The 17,662-nt window shown below is 68.4% G+C and carries 23 protein-coding genes; 11 read left to right on the top strand and 12 right to left on the bottom strand.

Annotated elements, in window-relative coordinates:
* Positions 1–286 precede the first annotated feature (286 nt).
* The 6 genes from Q1A87_RS16755 to Q1A87_RS16780 all read right to left on the bottom strand — a co-directional run bounded on the left by Q1A87_RS16755 (position 287) and on the right by Q1A87_RS16780 (position 3,965).
* Positions 287–1,078, bottom strand: a complete 792-nt coding sequence (locus Q1A87_RS16755; RefSeq protein WP_299653732.1) for a heparan-alpha-glucosaminide N-acetyltransferase — start codon at positions 1,076–1,078, stop codon at positions 287–289.
* Positions 1,079–1,114: 36 nt separating this feature from the next.
* Positions 1,115–1,501, bottom strand: a complete 387-nt coding sequence (locus Q1A87_RS16760) for an STAS/SEC14 domain-containing protein (RefSeq protein WP_299653735.1) — start codon at positions 1,499–1,501, stop codon at positions 1,115–1,117.
* Between the two features lie 15 nt (positions 1,502–1,516).
* Positions 1,517–2,431 (bottom strand): cation diffusion facilitator family transporter, encoded by a 915-nt coding sequence (locus tag Q1A87_RS16765; protein ID WP_299653738.1) that lies wholly within the window; start codon positions 2,429–2,431, stop codon positions 1,517–1,519.
* Between the two features lie 70 nt (positions 2,432–2,501).
* Complete coding sequence (locus Q1A87_RS16770) at positions 2,502–2,828, bottom strand: YnfA family protein (RefSeq protein WP_299653741.1); 327 nt, start codon at positions 2,826–2,828, stop codon at positions 2,502–2,504.
* Between the two features lie 32 nt (positions 2,829–2,860).
* Positions 2,861–3,475 (bottom strand): cation transporter, encoded by a 615-nt coding sequence (locus Q1A87_RS16775; protein ID WP_299653744.1) that lies wholly within the window; start codon positions 3,473–3,475, stop codon positions 2,861–2,863.
* A 61-nt stretch (positions 3,476–3,536) separates the two neighbouring features.
* Positions 3,537–3,965, bottom strand: coding sequence for a helix-turn-helix domain-containing protein (locus Q1A87_RS16780; protein WP_299653747.1), 429 nt, complete (start codon positions 3,963–3,965; stop codon positions 3,537–3,539).
* A gap of 174 nt (positions 3,966–4,139) precedes the next feature.
* Between Q1A87_RS16780 and Q1A87_RS16785 the strand changes: the two genes are divergently transcribed.
* The 7 genes from Q1A87_RS16785 to Q1A87_RS16815 are packed head-to-tail and all read left to right on the top strand — an operon-like array spanning position 4,140 to position 8,641.
* Positions 4,140–4,736, top strand: coding sequence for an SCO family protein (locus tag Q1A87_RS16785; RefSeq protein WP_299653750.1), 597 nt, complete (start codon positions 4,140–4,142; stop codon positions 4,734–4,736).
* Entirely contained in the window at positions 4,736–5,158 is a 423-nt protein-coding gene (locus Q1A87_RS16790) for a disulfide bond formation protein B (protein WP_299653804.1), read from the top strand. The genes Q1A87_RS16785 and Q1A87_RS16790 overlap by 1 nt, the downstream gene beginning before the upstream one ends.
* Positions 5,155–5,814 carry a thioredoxin domain-containing protein gene (locus Q1A87_RS16795; protein WP_299653753.1) on the top strand — a complete coding sequence of 220 codons (660 nt, stop codon included), beginning with the start codon at positions 5,155–5,157 and terminating at the stop codon, positions 5,812–5,814. Before Q1A87_RS16790 ends, Q1A87_RS16795 begins: the two co-directional genes overlap by 4 nt.
* Before the next feature lie 19 nt (positions 5,815–5,833).
* The gene (locus Q1A87_RS16800; protein ID WP_299653756.1) at positions 5,834–6,298 is read left to right on the top strand and encodes a copper chaperone PCu(A)C; all 465 of its coding nucleotides are present in this window, start codon (positions 5,834–5,836) and stop codon (positions 6,296–6,298) included.
* Positions 6,298–6,927, top strand: a complete 630-nt coding sequence (locus tag Q1A87_RS16805; protein WP_299653759.1) for an SCO family protein — start codon at positions 6,298–6,300, stop codon at positions 6,925–6,927. Before Q1A87_RS16800 ends, Q1A87_RS16805 begins: the two co-directional genes overlap by 1 nt.
* Positions 6,924–8,276 (top strand): peptidoglycan DD-metalloendopeptidase family protein, encoded by a 1,353-nt coding sequence (locus tag Q1A87_RS16810; RefSeq protein WP_299653762.1) that lies wholly within the window; start codon positions 6,924–6,926, stop codon positions 8,274–8,276. The genes Q1A87_RS16805 and Q1A87_RS16810 overlap by 4 nt, the downstream gene beginning before the upstream one ends.
* Positions 8,273–8,641, top strand: a complete 369-nt coding sequence (locus tag Q1A87_RS16815; protein WP_363323012.1) for a hypothetical protein — start codon at positions 8,273–8,275, stop codon at positions 8,639–8,641. Before Q1A87_RS16810 ends, Q1A87_RS16815 begins: the two co-directional genes overlap by 4 nt.
* Before the next feature lie 139 nt (positions 8,642–8,780).
* On the opposite strand, the gene Q1A87_RS16820 is transcribed toward Q1A87_RS16815, so the two are convergent.
* Positions 8,781–9,452: a L,D-transpeptidase gene (locus tag Q1A87_RS16820; protein ID WP_299653765.1), complete on the bottom strand. Its 672-nt coding sequence runs from the start codon at positions 9,450–9,452 to the stop codon at positions 8,781–8,783.
* Between the two features lie 212 nt (positions 9,453–9,664).
* Here Q1A87_RS16820 and Q1A87_RS16825 point away from each other — a divergent pair, with 212 nt between their 5' ends.
* The 3 genes from Q1A87_RS16825 to lnt are packed head-to-tail and all read left to right on the top strand — an operon-like array spanning position 9,665 to position 12,458.
* A complete protein-coding gene (locus tag Q1A87_RS16825; RefSeq protein ID WP_299653768.1) occupies positions 9,665–10,447 on the top strand; it encodes a ZIP family metal transporter in 783 nt (260 codons plus the stop codon).
* Positions 10,444–10,932 (top strand): signal peptidase II, encoded by a 489-nt coding sequence (gene lspA / locus Q1A87_RS16830; RefSeq protein ID WP_299653771.1) that lies wholly within the window; start codon positions 10,444–10,446, stop codon positions 10,930–10,932. Before Q1A87_RS16825 ends, lspA begins: the two co-directional genes overlap by 4 nt.
* Positions 10,929–12,458, top strand: a complete 1,530-nt coding sequence (gene lnt / locus Q1A87_RS16835; RefSeq protein ID WP_299653774.1) for an apolipoprotein N-acyltransferase — start codon at positions 10,929–10,931, stop codon at positions 12,456–12,458. The genes lspA and lnt overlap by 4 nt, the downstream gene beginning before the upstream one ends.
* Positions 12,459–12,476: 18 nt before the next feature.
* Here lnt and Q1A87_RS16840 read toward each other — a convergent pair whose 3' ends face one another.
* Positions 12,477–12,986, bottom strand: coding sequence for a L,D-transpeptidase family protein (locus Q1A87_RS16840; protein ID WP_299653778.1), 510 nt, complete (start codon positions 12,984–12,986; stop codon positions 12,477–12,479).
* 72 nt (positions 12,987–13,058) lie between these two features.
* Positions 13,059–15,245: a cation-translocating P-type ATPase gene (locus Q1A87_RS16845; RefSeq protein ID WP_299653810.1), complete on the bottom strand. Its 2,187-nt coding sequence runs from the start codon at positions 15,243–15,245 to the stop codon at positions 13,059–13,061.
* A 284-nt stretch (positions 15,246–15,529) separates the two neighbouring features.
* On the opposite strand from Q1A87_RS16845, the gene Q1A87_RS16850 reads away from it, so the two are divergent.
* Positions 15,530–16,183, top strand: a complete 654-nt coding sequence (locus Q1A87_RS16850; RefSeq protein ID WP_299653783.1) for a cation diffusion facilitator family transporter — start codon at positions 15,530–15,532, stop codon at positions 16,181–16,183.
* Positions 16,184–16,341: 158 nt separating this feature from the next.
* On the opposite strand, the gene mazF is transcribed toward Q1A87_RS16850, so the two are convergent.
* From mazF to Q1A87_RS16865, 3 genes are all read right to left on the bottom strand, one after another.
* Entirely contained in the window at positions 16,342–16,683 is a 342-nt protein-coding gene (gene mazF, locus Q1A87_RS16855) for an endoribonuclease MazF (protein ID WP_299653786.1), read from the bottom strand.
* Positions 16,684–16,686: 3 nt separating this feature from the next.
* The gene (locus tag Q1A87_RS16860) at positions 16,687–16,929 is read right to left on the bottom strand and encodes an AbrB/MazE/SpoVT family DNA-binding domain-containing protein (protein WP_299653789.1); all 243 of its coding nucleotides are present in this window, start codon (positions 16,927–16,929) and stop codon (positions 16,687–16,689) included.
* A 222-nt stretch (positions 16,930–17,151) separates the two neighbouring features.
* A partial coding sequence (locus Q1A87_RS16865; RefSeq protein ID WP_299653792.1) for a hypothetical protein occupies positions 17,152–17,662 on the bottom strand: 511 nt, incomplete at its 5' end.

A 17,662-nucleotide genomic window follows, 5' to 3' on the forward strand; every position in this document is an offset into this window, starting at 1 on the left:
ACCCTGATCATTGTAGCGCTGTCGAACCGCGTGAAGCGGCTGCGCGCGGCGGGCGATGTCCGGCGAGCACCCGAGGAACGCGGCGAAATCCTTGATTGGGGATGTGGGCCTGTCTCGGGCCTTGCCGCCCATTCCGCGAATATTCATGTCCTCGTTCATCCGCTGGCGCCGCAGCTTTGTGGTCTTGGTGAAACGAGACGGAGCCAATGCCGGGGTGCATCCTGACGAACACCGCAACTCGCTCTCGACCTCCCGTACCTGAGCAGGCGCCGAGGCTGAGAACCCGTCACCGAACCAGCCCGACGAGCGGGATCAGCACGCCGAGCAGTACGGGTTGATGGATGAGGTAGATCGGAAGGCTGTGCCGACCGATCCATGCCAGCGATCGATCGACGCGCCCGTCGAGCGGCCGCGCGCAATATGCCCAGCCTCGAGCGAGAGCCAGCCGCGTTCCGGCCATGCCGAGCAGCGTCAGCCCGATCCACGGAAAGACGGGAACGAAGTCGTTGCTGCGTGGAGGCGTGGCCGCAAAGCCGGTCCAGGCGAGCCATCGCGGATCGAACGCCGCCGATGTCCAGAAGAAGCCGAGGACGTAAGCCGCGACGCCGAGCGCCACGATGGCGGAAGTGGGCAGGCGCAGTGCGAGGGCGCCGATGACGCTCGCCACCGCGATGGCGTGCAGGATGCCGTAGTAGACGAAGGTCTGTGGAAAGGCGACGCGAGTCACGAGCGTGATCGCGAGCGCCGCTGCGACCAGCACGGCGAGGCGCCGCATGAACGCACGTCGCCGGAACCCGTCCGCCGACGCGAGGACGAGGCTCACCCCGACCAGAGCCATGAAGGTGCCCGCGAGCACGCGGCCGAACAGCAGCCACAGCGAATGGGATGCGATCCAAGCCGGGATGACACCGAGATAGGCGAGATCCCACACGAGGTGGAACAGCACCACGCCCGCGATGGCAATTCCACGCACGACGTCGACGATGGCGAGACGCGGAATTACCGTCGCGCGGAAGGCCGGCTCCCATGCCGACGATGCACGCGCAACGGAGGAATGTTCATCGAGTCGCCGGTTCATGTCGTGCCGATGTAGCCGGATCGGACGCGTCGCGCCTCAGCCGGACGCGTCTGCTGCACCGATCCCCGCAGCGGCCCAGGCGATCGCCTCCTCGCGCTCGTTTGGCGCGAAGCAGCGCAGCTCCGCGCGCGTAGGCGGATCGCCCGCCTTCGTGGCCCATTCGATCCACGGCTCGTCGGCGACGAACGCGACGCGTGCGAAGTCGTCTGCGTGCCGCGCGTCGATCTGCATGTCTGCCCAGAACGCCGACGGGCTCTCATAGCCATCGAACGCGCCCATGAGGACGACGAGCGCAGGCCGGTCATGCTGGGCGATTTGCCGGTCGATCCAGGCATGCATCTCATCGAAGTCGCGCTCGGACAGTCGGCCGGCGCATTCCAGCGCGAGGACCCCTGGAGCCTCGATGGCGAGTTCCTTCCACATAATCCTTCTCTCCTTTCAGCCGTGCCCGTAGAGGTCGGCATCCTCGTGCTTTCGGTCGGCGGGCTCGAACTCCAGCGTCGAGTGCTCGACGTCGAACTCGTCCTTCAGCCTCGACTTGATCGCCGCCTTGATGTCCTCGATCTCGCCCCAACGGTCGCGCGACACGACGACGTGAGTGTCGAGCGCGACGGCATGTTCTTCCATCTGCCAGAAATGCGCGTGATGGACTTCCTCGACGCCGTCGATTTCGGACACGGCGGCGATCACCGCATCGGTATCGACGTCGGGCGGGCTGCCCAGCATCAGCGTGCGGATCGGCCCGCCGATCTCGGTCAGGGCAAGGTAGAGGATGTAGGCGGCGATCCCGATCGTGATGGCCGGGTCCACCCAGTAGATATCGTAAAGAAGGATCAGCGTGCCGCCCAGGATCACGGCGACCGAAGCCAGCGCGTCCGACAGGTTGTGCAGGAAGAGCGCGCGGATGTTCACGGAGCCCTTCTGCATCGAGTAGGTCAGGAGCGCCGTGAGCGTGTCCACCGCAAGGGCCACGCCGCCAAGGATCACGACCGTCCAGCCGGCAACCTCGGAGGGTTCGATCCAGCGCATCACGCCCTCGTAGAGCAGGTAGACCCCGATCAGGATCAGCGAGGTATAGTTGATGAGGGCGGCGACGATCTCGACCCGGCCGTAGCCGAAGGTCATCTTCGCATCGGCCGGGCGCCGCGCGATCTTGCGCGCGCCGAAGGCGATCACCAGCGAGGCCATGTCCGAGAAGTTGTGGATCGCGTCGGCGATCAGCGCGAGGCTGCCCGACAGGATGCCGCCCACGATCTGCGCGATCGTGAGCAGGCCGTTGGCCCAGATGGCGACGGCGACGCGGCGGTCGCCGGACTCGGGGTCGATATGGGCGTGGCCGTGGTCATGGGGCACTGAACGGCTCCTCGAATCATTCGAGAAGGGATGTAACAGCTACAGCGGCTAGAGCTTCAAGCCCGGTCGGTCATGTAGCGCGCGGCGCGGTCAGGATGATCGCCGCGCCGACCAGGCAGATCGCCGTGCCGATCAAGTCCCACCGGTCCGGCCGCTGCCCCTCGGCCAGCCACATCCAGAGCACCGACGCCGCGATATAGACACCGCCATAGGCCGCGAAGGCGCGCCCCGCCGTGACGGTCTCGACCTGAGCGAGCAGCCAGCCGAAGATCGCGAGCGAAAGGATGCCAGGCGCGAGCCAGAGCGGCGAGGTCCCCGAGCGCCACCACGCCCAGATGGCGAAGCAGCCGGCAATTTCAGCCAGCGCGGCCAATGGATATGCGATCGCTGCGGGCATGTCAGGCGTGGGTCCCGACGCGGTTTCCTGTCCTATGCATCCGGGTCGTCATGAACCGCCTTGTGATGCTCGCCATGCGCGTCCCGCAGGATTCCGACGCCGCCCCAGGCCGCGATCGCCGCGACCGCAACGCCGACGACGAGGTCGGGCCAGTTGCTGCCCAGCCAGGCCACCAGTCCGCCCGCGATGAGGATGCCGAGATTGGCCACGAAGTCGTTGAGGCTGAACGTGTTGGCCGCGCGGACGTTCACGTCGGGGTCCTGAATGCGGCGCAGCAGGATGACACAGGCGAAGTTCACCGTGGCCGCGATCATCGCCATCACGATCATCACGGGACCGAGGGGATCCGATCCTTCCAGATACCGGCGTCCCGCGTCGAACAGGATCCCGATGGCGAAGAGGATGAGAAGGCCGCCCGAGACATTCGCGGCGCCACGCTTCCATCGACCGGACCGGGACATGGCAAAGAGGCTCAGGGCGTAGACGAAGGCGTCGGACGTGTTGTCGAGCCCGTTGGCGATCAGAGCCGAGGAGTCGCCGAACGCCCCGGTGCCGAAGAAACCGATCGCGATGGCGACATTCAAGACGAGGACGATCCAGAGGATGCGACGCTGGCGCGCGTCCTGCGGCTTGATGGTCTCGCTCATGTCGGATCTACAGGTCCGGATGGAAACAGACCCGGGACCAAGGGGGTTTCCGCCTCGAGCCTCACGCCCCGATCTCCTCGTGCTCCGTCAGGCACTCCGAGTGGTCCCGCAGGACTTCGAGGACTCGGCACTCGGCCACGCTGTCGCCATCGCATTCGGCGACCATGCGCTTGAGTTCCTTGCGCAATGCCTGGAGCCGCGCGATGCGCAACTCGACCTGCCGCAGCTGCCGCCGCGCGATCGAGTCGGCCTCGGCGCAGGGTCTGGAGGGGCTGTCGGACAGGTCCAGCAGCTCACGAATGGCATCGAGCGGAAAGCCGAGCTGGCGGGAATGGCGGATGAAGGCGAGCCGATCGAGATCGGCCTCATGATAGCGGCGCTGCCCTCCGGACGACCGCCCCGGCTCGCGCATCAGGCCGATCTGCTCGTAGTACCGGATCGTCTGGACCTTGGTTCCGGTCCTGGCGGAAAGGGTTCCGATCGTATGCATCGCCGTTGCCTCATCTCTATCGACTGTAGGGTCTAGGCGATCGGACATCCCGCGGCGAGGGCGGTTTCACGGTCCCGTGACCGGATCCCGTATCGGGTTAATTCACCTTGAACCTCTACCTGCTGTAGGCCCTATCTCCCGCCTCATGATGATTTCGACGCAGTGCTCTGTTCCATGACGGTCCGAACGGCGGGACGGATATTGATCGGCATCGCCGCGTTCGCACTCGTCTGGCTATTACTCTGGGCGGACTATCGTGCGGCTCAAGTTGAAAAAGGCGGCCCGGGGTTCCAGGCGGCCTTCGAACTGACGGACCATCAGGGCATGATCCGCACGCAAGAGGATTTCGCGGGTCGCTGGATGCTGGTCTTCTTCGGCTTCACGAACTGCCCGGACGTCTGCCCGACGACCCTGGCCGAGGTCGCGGCGGTAATGGAGGGCCTGGGCGACGATGCTGCGCGGGTGCAGCCGCTCTTCATCTCGGTCGATCCGGAACGGGACACGCCCTCGATGCTGGCGGAGTTCGTGCCGCGCTTCGACGCGAGGCTCGTGGGGCTCACCGGAACGCCGGAGCAGATCGACCGCACGGCGGACAGCTTCCACATCTACTACGAGAAGGTCGAGCAGGCCGCGGCGCCGGGCGGCTACGCGATAGGTCATTCTTCGCAGCTGTTCCTGTTCGGCCCTGACGGGGCCTACGTCCAATCCTGGTCGTATGGCACGCCCGTCGCTGAGATTCTCGCAGGCCTGAAACGGCAGATGCCCTCGTGATACGGCGACTGTCCGGCGAGACGGCCCTCGCGGCCGCATGGATCGTGGCGCTCGCCGCTTCGCTGGCCGTACTGTTCATCGGCGAAGTGCTGGGCCAGATGCCTTGCCTGCTGTGCTGGTACCAACGCGTCTTCATGTTCCCGTTGGCCGTCGTGCTGGGGCTCGGGCTCTGGTGGCAGGATGCCCGCGTCGGACGCTACGGCGTGGTGCTCGGACTCGGCGGTGCCGCAATCGCGCTCTGGCACGTGGGCCTCTACGCCGGTCTGATCCCGGAGCCGATCCAGCCCTGCACCGCGACCGGTCCGTCCTGCACTGACGAGAACCAGCTGATCCTCGGCATGCCGATCCCGCTTCTGTCGCTCATGGCCTTCGCGCTCGTCGTCGGACTGTCAGCTCTATCCTTGAAGGAATCACGTTCATGAATCGCAGGTTGCTCGTCCTGTCCGTCCTCGTGCTGGGCCTCGCGGGCTTCGCTCTCGCCGCCTGGTTCGCCACTCGCGCGGGACCGGTGGCGGAAACGGCGGCGGTTCCGTCCGCGCAGGCCGAGGCGCTGCTTCGCCCACATGCACTGATCCTCGGACCCGAGGATGCGCCCGTTACCATCGTCGAGTTCTTCGACCCGGCCTGCGAGGCCTGCCGCGCCTTCTATCCGGTGGTGAAGGACATCATGGCCGAGCATGGCGATGCGGTGCGCGTGGCGATCCGATACACGCCGTTCCACGGCGAAGCCTCCGAGGAGGCGATCCGCGTGCTGGAGGCGGCGCGGATGCAGGGCGTCTACGAGCCGGTGCTGGAGGCCGTTCTTCGCGAGCAGCCCCGCTGGGCATCGCACGGCGCACCGGAAGCCGGGCTGATCCTCGATATCGCGGCCGAAGCCGGGCTGGACGCCGAGGCGGCGCGGACGCAGATGCTCGCACCCGACGTGGTGGCGATCCTCAACCAGGACCGCGCCGACGTGGAAGCCGTCGGCATCCGCGGAACCCCGACTTTCTTCGTCAACAATCGGCCGGTCGAGCCGTTCGGCGAGGCCGAGCTGCGGTCGCTGGTCGCGGAGGAGGTCGCGGCGGCCGGAAGCTGAAGGCTCCGAGGGAATGAGAATGAAACATGTTGCCCGATCCACGCTTGTGGCCCTGTTGCTGACGCCCGTGCTTGCAACGGGCGCCTTGGCTGGATCCGAGGATGTCGTCGTCGAGAACGCCTGGTCGCGCGCGTCCATCGGCACGTCCCGGCCCGGCGCGGCTTACATGGAGATCCGCAACGCGGGCGACGAGGCCGTCACGCTGACCGGACTGCAGAGCGACCTCGCGATGATGTCCGAGATCCATCGGGTCACGACCGACGCCCGGGGCGTCAGCACGATGGCTCCGGCGGGCGCGATCGTCATCGCACCGGAAGAGACGGTCGCGGTCGCACCCGGAGTGATGCACGTCATGCTGATGCATCTGCGACGTCCGATGCAGGAAGGCGAAAGCTTCCCGCTGACGCTGACCTTCTTGGACGGCGGCGAGGTGACGGTGGCGGTGCCGGTCCTGGGCATCGCTGCGCGCGGGCCGGAGGGCTGATGCGACGCAGGGCGATCCTCGGCTACGGCGCCGGCGGCGTTGCCGCACTCGGGCTGACGCTGCTGGCGGGCTGGTGGCAGGTCGACGGTCCCGGCGCGCTCGCGCGCGAAGACGACGGACGGCCCCTGCCGCTCACGGCGATGGAGTTCGACCTCGTCGATCACGAGGGGCGGCCCGTCAGCCCCGATATGCTGGTCGGGCGGCCGAGCCTGGTGTTCTTCGGCTTCACGTTCTGCCCCGACGTCTGTCCGACGACGCTGGCCGACATCTCCGGCTGGCTGGACGAGCTGGGAGCGGCGGCAAATGAGCTGAACGTGGTCTTCATCACGGTGGACCCAGAGCGGGACGATGTGGAAGCGATGGCGGAGTATGTCGGCTACTTCCATCCGGCGATCCGCGGCTGGACCGGCTCGGAGGAGCAGATCGCGCGCGCGGCCGAAGGGTTCCGGGCGACCTACGAGCGGGCTACGACCGACAGCGGCGACTACACGATGAACCACACGTCGAGCGTCTTCCTGTTCGACGCGGCGGGGCGCTCCGTCAGCACCATCGACTATCACGAACCGAGGGAGTTCGCGGTGCCGAAGATACGTCGCGCGATGGAACAGGAAACGGAAGGGGCGACATGAGGCTGAGATTCTGGACGGCGGGACTGGCCTTGGCGGGCGGCGTCTCCGTAATGGCGGTCGGCTTGTCGGCTGACGTCACGAAGGGTCCCTCGCTGCCGAACCTCGCCTCGGCCGGGCTGCGGATGCCGGCATCGCCGGCCCCGACGCAGGCGGAGACGAGCGGGCTCGTGTCCGCAGCCGCACGCCCCGAGCCCTTGCCGAACACGCTCCCGTCGATCGCGCAGGCAAAGGCGTCCGGTCCGGCCGTCGAGCCGGAGCCCGCCATCTGGTCGCGAGAGATCGCCCCCGGGGAGACGCTCGACGCGGTGCTCGCGGAAGCCGGACTCGCCGCGACGGACCGGGCGGAGATCGCCCTTGCCCTCGGCGCGGAATACGACCTGCGGCGGCTGCGCCCTGGTCATACGATTGGCGTCGTCTCGATGCAGGACGAGCTTCCGGGTCGTGTCACCCTGGACGTCGAAGATGGCGTGAGGATCGAGGCGATCCTCGGCGACCGGGTGCTGACCCGCGTCACCACCCCCGATCCCGAAATCATCTCCCTCGCCGGCGAGGCACGCATCGAGAGCTCGCTCTTCGCGGCGCTGGAGGAGTCCGGGATGCCCGCTCGTTTCGCGGTCGATCTGGCGCAAATGCTGGGTGGCAGCGTGGATTTTCGGCGGGATTTCACGGGCGGCGAGGCGCTGCGCTTCATGTGGCGCGAAGCCCGTGTCGGGGACGATCCCGTCGGCCAGCCCGAGCTCCTCTTCGTGGCGCTCGACCTCGGCGACGCACTCTACGAGATCGCCTGGCCCGAGGACGGAACAGGCCGCGCCACGATCTATCTCGACGGCGAGGTGCAGCGTGTCTTCGCGCAGCCCGTGGATGGCGCGCGGTTGAGCTCGGTCTTCGGTCGGCGCGTCCATCCGGTCTTCGGCAACATGCGGATGCATACGGGGGTCGACTTCGCCGCCGCACAGGGAACGCCGGTGCAGGCGACCGCCCCGGGACGGATCGCCTTCATCGGCCGTCGTGGTGGCTACGGGCGCGTCGTCGAGATCGCGCACGGAGCGGACACCATGACCCGCTACGCGCATCTGAGCGCCGTGTCCGACGGTTTGGCCGAAGGACAGCGCGTCGCGGCCGGTGATACGATCGGCCGGGTCGGCGCGACGGGAACGGCCACCGGGCCGAACCTGCACTACGAGGTTCTCGTGGACGGCCGGCCCACCGACCCGCTGTCCGATGAGCGGCTGGCGGAGGCCGCCGCGCGCAAAGCACAGGATGGCCAGGCGCTGGAGCAGCTGGCCGAGGCGCGCACGCGTCTCGAGGACGCGCTCGCCGACAGCATGGCAACCGGAGGAAGGCTATGATGATGGAAGCGATCGCCACGGAGACCCGGCGGATGGGCGCGCAAAGGCCGAAGGGGCGGCCTGTGCCGCGCGCGGGAGCCACGGGCCGGGCGGCCGTGCTCTTCGCGGCCATGATGACGCTCGGGGCCTGTGCCGTCCCGCTGGGCGAGACCGCGGGATCGGAGCTGGTCCCGTCGCGGGAGGTGCTGACGCGGCTGAACGCCTTGGCGGCACCCTATCAGGATCTGAGCTTCGTCCGCCTGCGTCCCGAGGACGGGTGCTACTGGTACCGCCATGTCGGACCGGTGGAGACCACCATGCTGCCGCTGCGCACGGTCGACGGGGGGACGATCTGCAATCGACGTGCGACGCCGGCGCCGGTCTGACGGCATGCGGCCGACCTTGGCCTGCGAGATCCGGCCTCCCCGGTCGCGTGGTCGCCCGCGTCCCCAGGCGTCCGACCGTGGCATGTCGGACGTGGATCTGCCGGCTGGGCAGGACACCCTGCGTCGGCTCGTCGAGCAATCAGCTATGCGCCGTCGAGGGGCCGTCGCCCTCAGCCGGATAAAGGAAGGCCGTCACCCCGGTTTCGACCCGCTCGTAGAGGTCGTTGATGTGCGGCATGACCATGCGGACGCAGCCGGAACTCTGACGAGTGCCCATCGAGGTCGGATGAGGTGTACCGTGAATTCGAAGATAGGTGTCGCGGCCGCCCTCGAAGAGGTAGAGCGCGCGCGACCCGAGCGCGTTCTCGGGGCCGGGCTCCATCCCGTCCTCGAACTGCGTGTAGGCCTCGGGTTCCCGGCGGATCATGTCCTGCGTGGGCGTCCAGTGCGGCCATTCCACCTTGCGCCGGATCGTGTAGGTGCCGGGCTCGTAGAGACCGCCTCGACCGATGGCCACGCCATAGCGCATGGCCGTTCCGCCGGGCTCGATGTGATAAAGGTAACGCGCCGTCGCATCGACGTGGATGTCGCCTGGTACGAGACCAGGCCGTGCCTCGACCCGTTGCGGCAACAGGCGCGGGTGCAGGCCCCAGGGGTTCGTCGTCGCCGGATCGTAGGCCGGTGGCGTGACCTGGGCGTCCCAGGCCGCTTTCTGCGCCGCCGTCGGCCAACTGTTCGCGAGTGCGGGGCCAACGGCCGATGCGGAGAACAGGGCGGAAGTCGTCACGATGAAATGGCGTCTGGTCAGCATTCTGGAACGTCGCTCCTCGATTTCCTCGATGTGATGACGCTTCATAGAACGTCGGGCCCGGAAACAGAACCGAAGGCCTGGAACACCGGTTCCGGCCGCGTAGTCGCGACGTCGCTTCAGGGGCCGGCCGGGGCTTGCCTTGCACAGGGAAGGAACGTCCGCGGCGGACCCATCGGCCAAACCTCTCGGAAGGTCGTCCCGCGAGGACGATCGTGACCGATCTGTCTCCCATCATGCTCGGCTTCCTCGGTAGCCTCGCCGCCGGATCGCTGACCGCGATCGGGGCGGTCCCGGTCCTGTTCGGTCGGCTCCCGTCGCGGGCCACGCGGGACATGGCGCTCGGTTTCGCGGCCGGCGTGATGCTGGCCGCCTCCTTCTTCTCCCTGATCATCCCCGCGCTCGATGCCGCCGAGCCGATGTTCGAGAACGGTGCGATGCCCGCCGCCATCGTCTGCGTTTCGATCCTGCTTGGCATGGGCGCGGTCGCGCTGATGAACGAGCGCCTGCCGCACGAGCATTTTGCGAGCGGGCGCGAGGGGCCCGAGGCCGCCTCGCTCAGGCGCGTCTGGCTCTTCATCATCGCGATCACCATCCACAACTTCCCCGAAGGCCTCGCCGTGGGCGTGGGCTTCGGAGCGGACGGCCTGTCCGGCGGCCTGCCGCTCGCGATCGGTATCGGCCTGCAGAACGCCCCCGAAGGCCTCGCGGTGGCTGTCTCGTTGCTCGGCGAGGGCTACGCCAGACGCCGAGCCTGGGGCATCGCTGCCCTGACCGGCCTCGTGGAACCCGTGGGCGGCCTCCTGGGCGCCGGCATCATCACGCTGTCGCAACCGCTCCTGCCCTGGGGCCTCGCCTTCGCGGCGGGCGCGATGCTTTATGTCATCAGCCACGAAATCATTCCCGAGACCCATCGAAGCGGCCATCAGAACCGGGCAACGCTGGGTCTCGCCGTGGGGTTGGTCCTCATGCTGTTCCTCGACGTTTGGCTGGGATGAGCGAACCGGCGACGCGTCATCGGAACCTGACCCTGGGCAGCACCGCGCTGCTTGCGGCGCTCTCGGTCGATCAGGCCAGCAAGGCACTGGTCGCCGCGGAGGCTGCAAGCATGGCGGGCGGCGTGCCGGTCGCGCCTGGCTTCAATCTCGTCTTCGGGCGCAACTCCGGGGTGACATTCGGGCTATTCGGCGACGTGCCCTGGTGGGCGCTCACCTTGGTTGCCGCCGCGATCTGCGCCTGGCTGCTGCGGGTCATGATCGCCGCCGGAACACGCAGCGAGGCCGTCGCCGCAGGGCTGATCGTCGGCGGCGCGCTCGGCAACGTCGTCGACCGCCTCCGCTTCGGGGCGGTCACAGACTTCCTCGATTTCTATGCTGGGACTTGGCACTGGCCCGCCTTCAACCTCGCCGACGTGGCGGTCGTCTGCGGGGCGGCCCTCATGATCCTGCGTCCGCTTTTCGCCGATCGCGTCCCCGCCTCGTGACCGTCGCCGCAGCCGCGCGATCCGCCCGCGGGGGCGTGGCCTTCCCGCTCGCCTGCGCGGCCGGTGCGGCGGCGGTGCTCGCCCTGCCGCCCCTCTCGGTGCTGCCGGCTGCGCCGCTGGCCTACTCGGCGCTGTTCCTTCTGGTCGCAGGTGCGCGTCCACGGCGCGGGCTCGCCCTCGGCTATGCCTTCGGGCTTGGATACTTCGCCTTCGGGCTCTCCTGGATCGCCGAGAGCTTCGCGGTCGACGCCGAGCGCTTTGGCTGGATGGCCGTCCCGGCCGTGTCGGGCCTGAGCGCACTCCTCGCCCTGTTCCCCGCCCTCGCCTGTACCGCCTTCACGCGGCTAAAGGCCGGCGGCGCCATGGGCGCGATGGCCTTCGCGACCTGCTGGACGGCGGCGGAGTGGCTGCGCGGCCACGTGCTGACCGGGTTACCCTGGAATCTGACGGGCTACGCCCTGGCGGAGTTCGACCTGCTCCGCCAGCCTGCCGCCTGGGTCGGCAGCTACGGCCTGGGCTTCGTGTTGGTGCTCGTCTCCGCGCTAGCGGCGGTCGCGCTACGCGCGGACGGGCGGCGGCGGACGGGCGCGTTTGCCCTCGCCGGGCTGATCTGTATCGCATCGGCGGGTGCCGGTTGGCTGCGGCTGGCCGCGCCGCCGCCCGACGGCACGGACGTGCGCCTGCGGATCATGCAAGGCAACGTCGCCCAGACCGAGAAGTGGCGACCGGGGCTGCGCGAGGCGATCTTCGCGCGTTACCTGCGCCTGTCGGCAGCGCCCGGTGCGGCTGACTTGCTGCTTTGGCCTGAGACGGCCTTTCCGGGCTATCTGGGCGAGGACGCGGCGGCCGTAGACCGCATTGCGGAGATGCTGGGGCCGAGACAGGTGCTTCTGGCGGGGGCGCCCGACCGCGCCGCGGACGGACAGGGGGTGCGCTACTTCAATGCCGTGCAGGCATACGGCGCCGGCGGCGGCCCGATCGCCGACTACGCCAAGCACCATCTGGTCCCGTTCGGCGAATACGTGCCGCGCTGGCTGCCCGTCGCGCGCCTCGTGGAGACGCCGGGCGACTTCGCGCCGGGGCCGGGACCGCGCACGCTGGCGCTTCCCGGCCTGCCGCTTGTCGGCGTCGCGATCTGTTACGAGATCATCTTTCCGGGCCACGTCGCCGACAAGGCCATCCGGCCCGGCTGGATCTTCAACGCCACCAACGACGCCTGGTTCGGCACTTCGATCGGACCACGCCAGCATCTCGCCTCGGCCCGGATGCGCGCGGTCGAGGAGGGGCTGCCCGTCGTGCGGGCGGCGAATACGGGCATCTCGGCAGTGATCGACGCGGAAGGTCGTATCCTCGCCCGCCTCGGGATGGAGCGGACCGGCATCCTCGACGCCGAGCTGCCCGCCGCACGGCCCGCGACGCTCTACGCGCGGCTCGGCGACCTCGTGCTGCCGCCACTCGTTCTGGCGGCGCTGTTGTCAGCATGGCTTACGGATGGCGGGGCGGCCCGCCTGTGGCGGCGGAACTGACGGGCAAGAGCTGAGCCCTCAGGCGTGGATGTCGATCGGCGTCCCGTCGCGGACCATGGCGTAGATCTCTTCGATCTGGCGGTCGATGACGGCGATGCAGCCCGCCGTCCAGTCGCGCACGTTCATCGGGTCGATGCCAGTCCGGGGCCCTCCGTGGATGAAAATGTCGCTGCCCGGATGCCGCCCTGCCGCCGCCGCGTAGGCGACGTCCGTCGCGTTCGGATAGGAGATGCCGATGGATAGGTGAAACTTGCTGTCGGGGTTGCGACGATCGATGACGTAGGACCCTTCCGGGGTGCGCCCGTCGCCCTCGAACTGCTTGTGGCCCACCGGCGCGAAGCCCAGGCCGATCGGATAGGTCCGTAGGGTACGTCGCGTACCCTCCAGGGCCAGCAGCCTATCCCCCTTGAAAAGCCGCAGCCGGGTCACGGCGGGGCCGTCATAGGACCGGAACTTGCTCGCGCAGCCGGAAAGGAGGGCGCCCGCGCCCCCGAGGAGCGCCGCGCGCCGCGTCAATCGTGTCATCATGCCTGCCCGTCGCGCCCCGTGGTTCGGTGGCCATTGTTCTTCAGCCCTGAGTAGAGGGCGACGGGCCGCCGATCAATGCCCGTGCGCCAGCGCGCCCTGCGCCATGCGCGTGCTGACCCGCTCACCGCCCTCGGGCGGCGGCGCGTCGCGCCCGGCGCGCAGCAGCCGCAGAGCATTGGCCACGACCAGTAGCGACACCCCCACGTCGGCGGCGATGGCGCCCCACATCGAGGCAAGCCCGAACGCCGTCAGGGCGACGAAGGCGGCCTTGGTGGCGAGCGCGAGCGCGATGTTCTGGCGGATGACGCCCATGGTGCGGCGGGAATGACCGATAAGCCACGGCACCTTCGCGATGTCGTCGGTCATCAGCGCGATGTCGGCCGTCTCGATGGCTGCGTCCGAGCCTACCGCGCCCATGGCGATGGCAAAATGCGCCCGCGCCATCGCCGGCGCGTCGTTCACCCCGTCGCCGATCATCGCCACCACGTCGTGCCGCGCAACCAGCTCCTCGATCGCCGCGACCTTGTCTTCCGGCAGCAGCTCGGCGCGCACCTCGTCGATCCCGACCTCGGCGGCGACGGCGCGGGCCGTGCGTTCGTTGTCGCCCGTCAGCATGACGATCGTGCCGACCCCCAACTCGTGCAGCCGGGCGACCACGGCGTGGGCATCGGGGCGGATACGGTCGCGCAGCGCAATCAGCCCCATCAGCCTGTCGCCCGCGCCGACGGTGACCAGCGTGCTGCCCGCGCCCTCGATCCGCTCCACCAGGTCGCGCGGGATCGCGCCGTCCAGACCCTTCTCGGCGGCGAAGCGATCGGAGCCGAGCCAGACCGGCTGGCCCTGCCACGTCCCCTCGACGCCCCGGCCTGGGATCGTGCGCGTGTCCTCGGCGGCGGTGCGCGCGATGCCGTCGCGCTCGCCGCGCGCCAGGATAGCGCGGGCAAGCGGGTGCGAGGAACGCGACTCCAGAGCCACGGCAGCCTCCAGCAGCTCCCGCTCGGAGGCGTCGCCCAAGGGATGCAGGCCCGCCACCTCCGGCTCGCCCAGGGTGATGGTGCCGGTCTTGTCCATGGCCAGCGCGGTCAGCCGCGCCGGCGCCTCCACATAGGCCCCGCCCTTGATCAGCACGCCGCTCCTCGCCGAGGAGGCCAGCGCCGCGACGATGGAGACAGGGGTGGAGATGACGAGCGCACAGGGGCAGGCGATCACCAAGAGCACCAGCGCGTTGTAGACCCAGTAGTCCCAGGTCCCGCCCGCAAGCAGTGGCGGTGCAAGTGCGATCAGCACCGCCAACGCCATGACGATGGGCGTATAGATGCGGGCGAAACGGGTCACCCACTGCTCGACCTCGGCGCGGCGCGAATGCGCGTCGCCCACCATGCGGATGATCTTCGACAGCACCGTGTCCGAAGCCGGCTTGGTCGCGCGCACCGACAGCGTGCCCTCGCCGTTGATCGTGCCGGCATAGACCTCGTCGCCCGCCTCCTTGGGCACGAGCGCGCTTTCGCCGGTGATCGGCGCCTGGTCGACGGCGCCCGCGCCGTCTGTCACCTCGCCGTCAAGCGGGATGCGGTCGCCACCGCGCACGACGAAGCGCGTGCCGACCGCCACCTCCGCCGCCGGCACGTCCGCCTCCGTGCCGTCGGGGCGGATCACCCGCGCCGTGGGCGGGGCGAGGTCCAGAAGCGCCGAGACCGCGTTGCGCGCGCGGCCCACGCTCCAGCTTTCCAGCGTCAGTGACAGGGCGAAGAAGAACGCCACCGTCGCCGCCTCGAAATACTCGCCGAGCGCGATGGCGCCCGCGACGGCCACGACCATGAGCAGGTTCATGTCCGGCGAAAGCCGCCGCGCGGAGGACCACGCCTTCGGAGCGACGAGCCAGACGCCGAACACTATGGCGATCAGGAAGGCCGCAATCTCCATCAGCGGTATGGGAACCTCGCCATGCCCCGAGAACAGCCCGACCGCCCCGATCGCACCCGACTCCACGACGTGCCAGACGAACCCCGCCGCCCATAAGCCCCCCGAGAGGGCGGTGAAGAGCCGCTGGCGGCGGAAATGCGCGGCCTGGTCTGCCTCGGCCGACTCGGCGTCCCAGGGCTTGGCGCTCATGCCGGTAGAGCCGACGATCCTGACGATCTGGTCGTCGCGGAGCGGCTTCGCACCTTGCAGCACCGTCATCCGGCCATTGAGCACGTCGAAGGCCAGATGCTCGGCACCGCCCACCTCGGGCCCGATGACGCGGTTCAGGATCGCCACCTCTTCCGCGCAGTCGAGGCCGTTCACACGGAAGCTGCGTCCCGCCTCGGGCGGCGCGCTGGAGGCCTGGACAGCCTGCCCGCCGCAGCAGGCGCCGCACGCCTTCGCGGGCTCGTCGCGCTGTTCCATGATGATCTCCTGCCGATATCTCCGGCCGGAGAGATGGGGCCTCTAGCGGCTAGAGGTTCAAGTCCTTTCTCGCGCCGGCTCCAAATTCTGCCGTCACATCCGAACCTTGTAGCCCCCGCTGCGTTTGGAACGTGCGGCCACGCGGGGAGTGAACCATGGCGGAGCAGCAGAAGGACCGGCAGGCCAACCTGAAGCGCGGCATTCGCGTCGAGATCGCCAGCCTCGTCTACAATATTCTGGAAGTCGTCGTGTCGGTGACCGCGGGCCTGCTCACGGGCAGCGCGGCGCTGGTGAGCTGGGGGCTCGACAGCACGGTCGAGGCCACCTCGGCGGGCACGCTGATCTGGCGGCTGCGTGGCGAGGCGAAAGGCGCCGACCGCCGCACGGTGTTGCATCGCAAGAAGGTCGCGCTCTCGGTCGTCGCCTGCGCCTTCTGGATCGTGGTGGCCGCAATCCTCTACGAGGCGGTGAGCGCCTTCCTGTCGCAAGAGGCGCCGGGCTTCAACTGGTGGGGCATCGCGATCCTGTTCGTCTCGCTCGTCGTCAACCCGTTTCTGGCCTGGGGCAAGTACCGCTACGGCAAACGGCTCGAGTCGCCCGCCCTGAAATACGACGCCAAGGACACGCTGATCTGCCAGTACCAGACAATGGTGGTGCTGGTCGGGATCGGCCTGACGCAATGGCTGGGCTGGTGGTGGGCCGACCCCGTCGCGGCGCTTCTGATCGTGCCTTACGTCGCGTGGGAGGGGCTCGAGGCGACCAGGGACGCATGGTCGGTCGATCCGGACGACGCCAGGGACACAGCCTGACGTTCGCTGTCTGAAGCTGTGCAACTTCTGAACTTGCAGGGCTACGTACGATTGAAGGCGGTGGCCACGCGGATCATGCCCAAGCCGTGTCGGTGACAAAAAGACCCTTACAGGACAGGCAGTGAGCTCTTCGAACGTCTTTGATTAGTTAATATTAGTCATTTTCCGCGTACCAACGCCACGGCGCAGGCCCGCACGGTGGCCAGTTCGGCCTCGCTCGCCTGCCCTTTGCGCCGCGCCCGCCTGGCTCGCCAGTCGAGGCTCTTGATCTGATCGGCCAGAACCACGCTCGGTGGATCGTCTGGCCGCGCGGGCGCGATCGTCACCTCGAACGGATACCCCTTCACCTTCGTCGTCATTGGGCAGCACAGCATCAGTCCGATGCGGTTGTAGGCCGCCGGGCTGATTACCAGCGCCGGTCGATGCCCGGCCTGTTCGTGCCCGGCTTGCGGATCGAAAGTCAGCCACACCACGTCGCCCGCCTCGGGAACATAGGCCAATGCTCAGAACGCCTCGTCACCGACTGCGGGACCGGTCTCGACGGCATCATGGCGGTTCGTCTCCGTGATACCCGCCAGCAGGTCGGACAGCGCGACCTCCGGGTTGCGCACCGGTTCGATCACCACGCGCCCATCCTCCTCACGCACCTCCACGGGCGCGTCGAGCTCTAGCCGAGCCGCTTGCATCACCGCTGCCGGCAGCCGCACCGCCGCGCTGTTGCCCCACTTGCGAACCGTGATGCGCATGATCGATCTCCCTATTGCCCACGTTGTAAAATATGACCAACTTCGTATTGTGTCAACATTGGATATACATAAGGAAACTGCGGACTATCCTTATGTCCTTCCAAACGCTATGATTAAAGCAGCGTTTCGAGTAATCGCAGCGAAAGCTCGCTCCGTCCCGCACTGCCGACCTTCCGGCGTCGCACAGCGAACGGCGGCTTCACATGATTTCTACGCCCGGCTCTACTGCAGCGACCCCCGCCACTCGTCTGCGGCGAGCCGCAGATGCGGACAGGCCCGGACCAGATCGACGGCCTCGCGCAGCGTCGGCAGGTGCATCCGCACGACGGGATCACCGGCCGAGCTAAGACGTCCCTTCGACATCGCGAAGCGGTGCGTGACCCCCGCGAGGTCGTCGCTCGTCCGCCGGTTCGCCGGATCGCCCCGCTTCCCCTCGACCGCGATCACCAGCCAGACCGAATAATGCTCGCCGCCGATGTCGGCGGGTGGCGCGGGGAAGTCGTCCGCCGTCACCCCGATCAGGCGGAGCTGGAGGCAGGACAGCACCAGCCGGCAGGCATCGGCCAGGTCCTCGACGAAGACGAAGGTGACGGCGTTGTAGGGCTGGACGTAGTGCCCGCCCCGGAGCCGCGCGAGATAGGGCGGCAGGTAGCGACAGGCCGTGGGCTCGGCCGCGAGGCGCACCGCGAAGCAATGCGGCGCGTATTCGTGGCGGCGTGGTCTGCGGGTGCCC

Origin of the sequence: uncultured Jannaschia sp., assembly GCF_947494055.1 — a bacterium.
Taxonomy (GTDB): Bacteria; Pseudomonadota; Alphaproteobacteria; order Rhodobacterales; family Rhodobacteraceae; genus Jannaschia.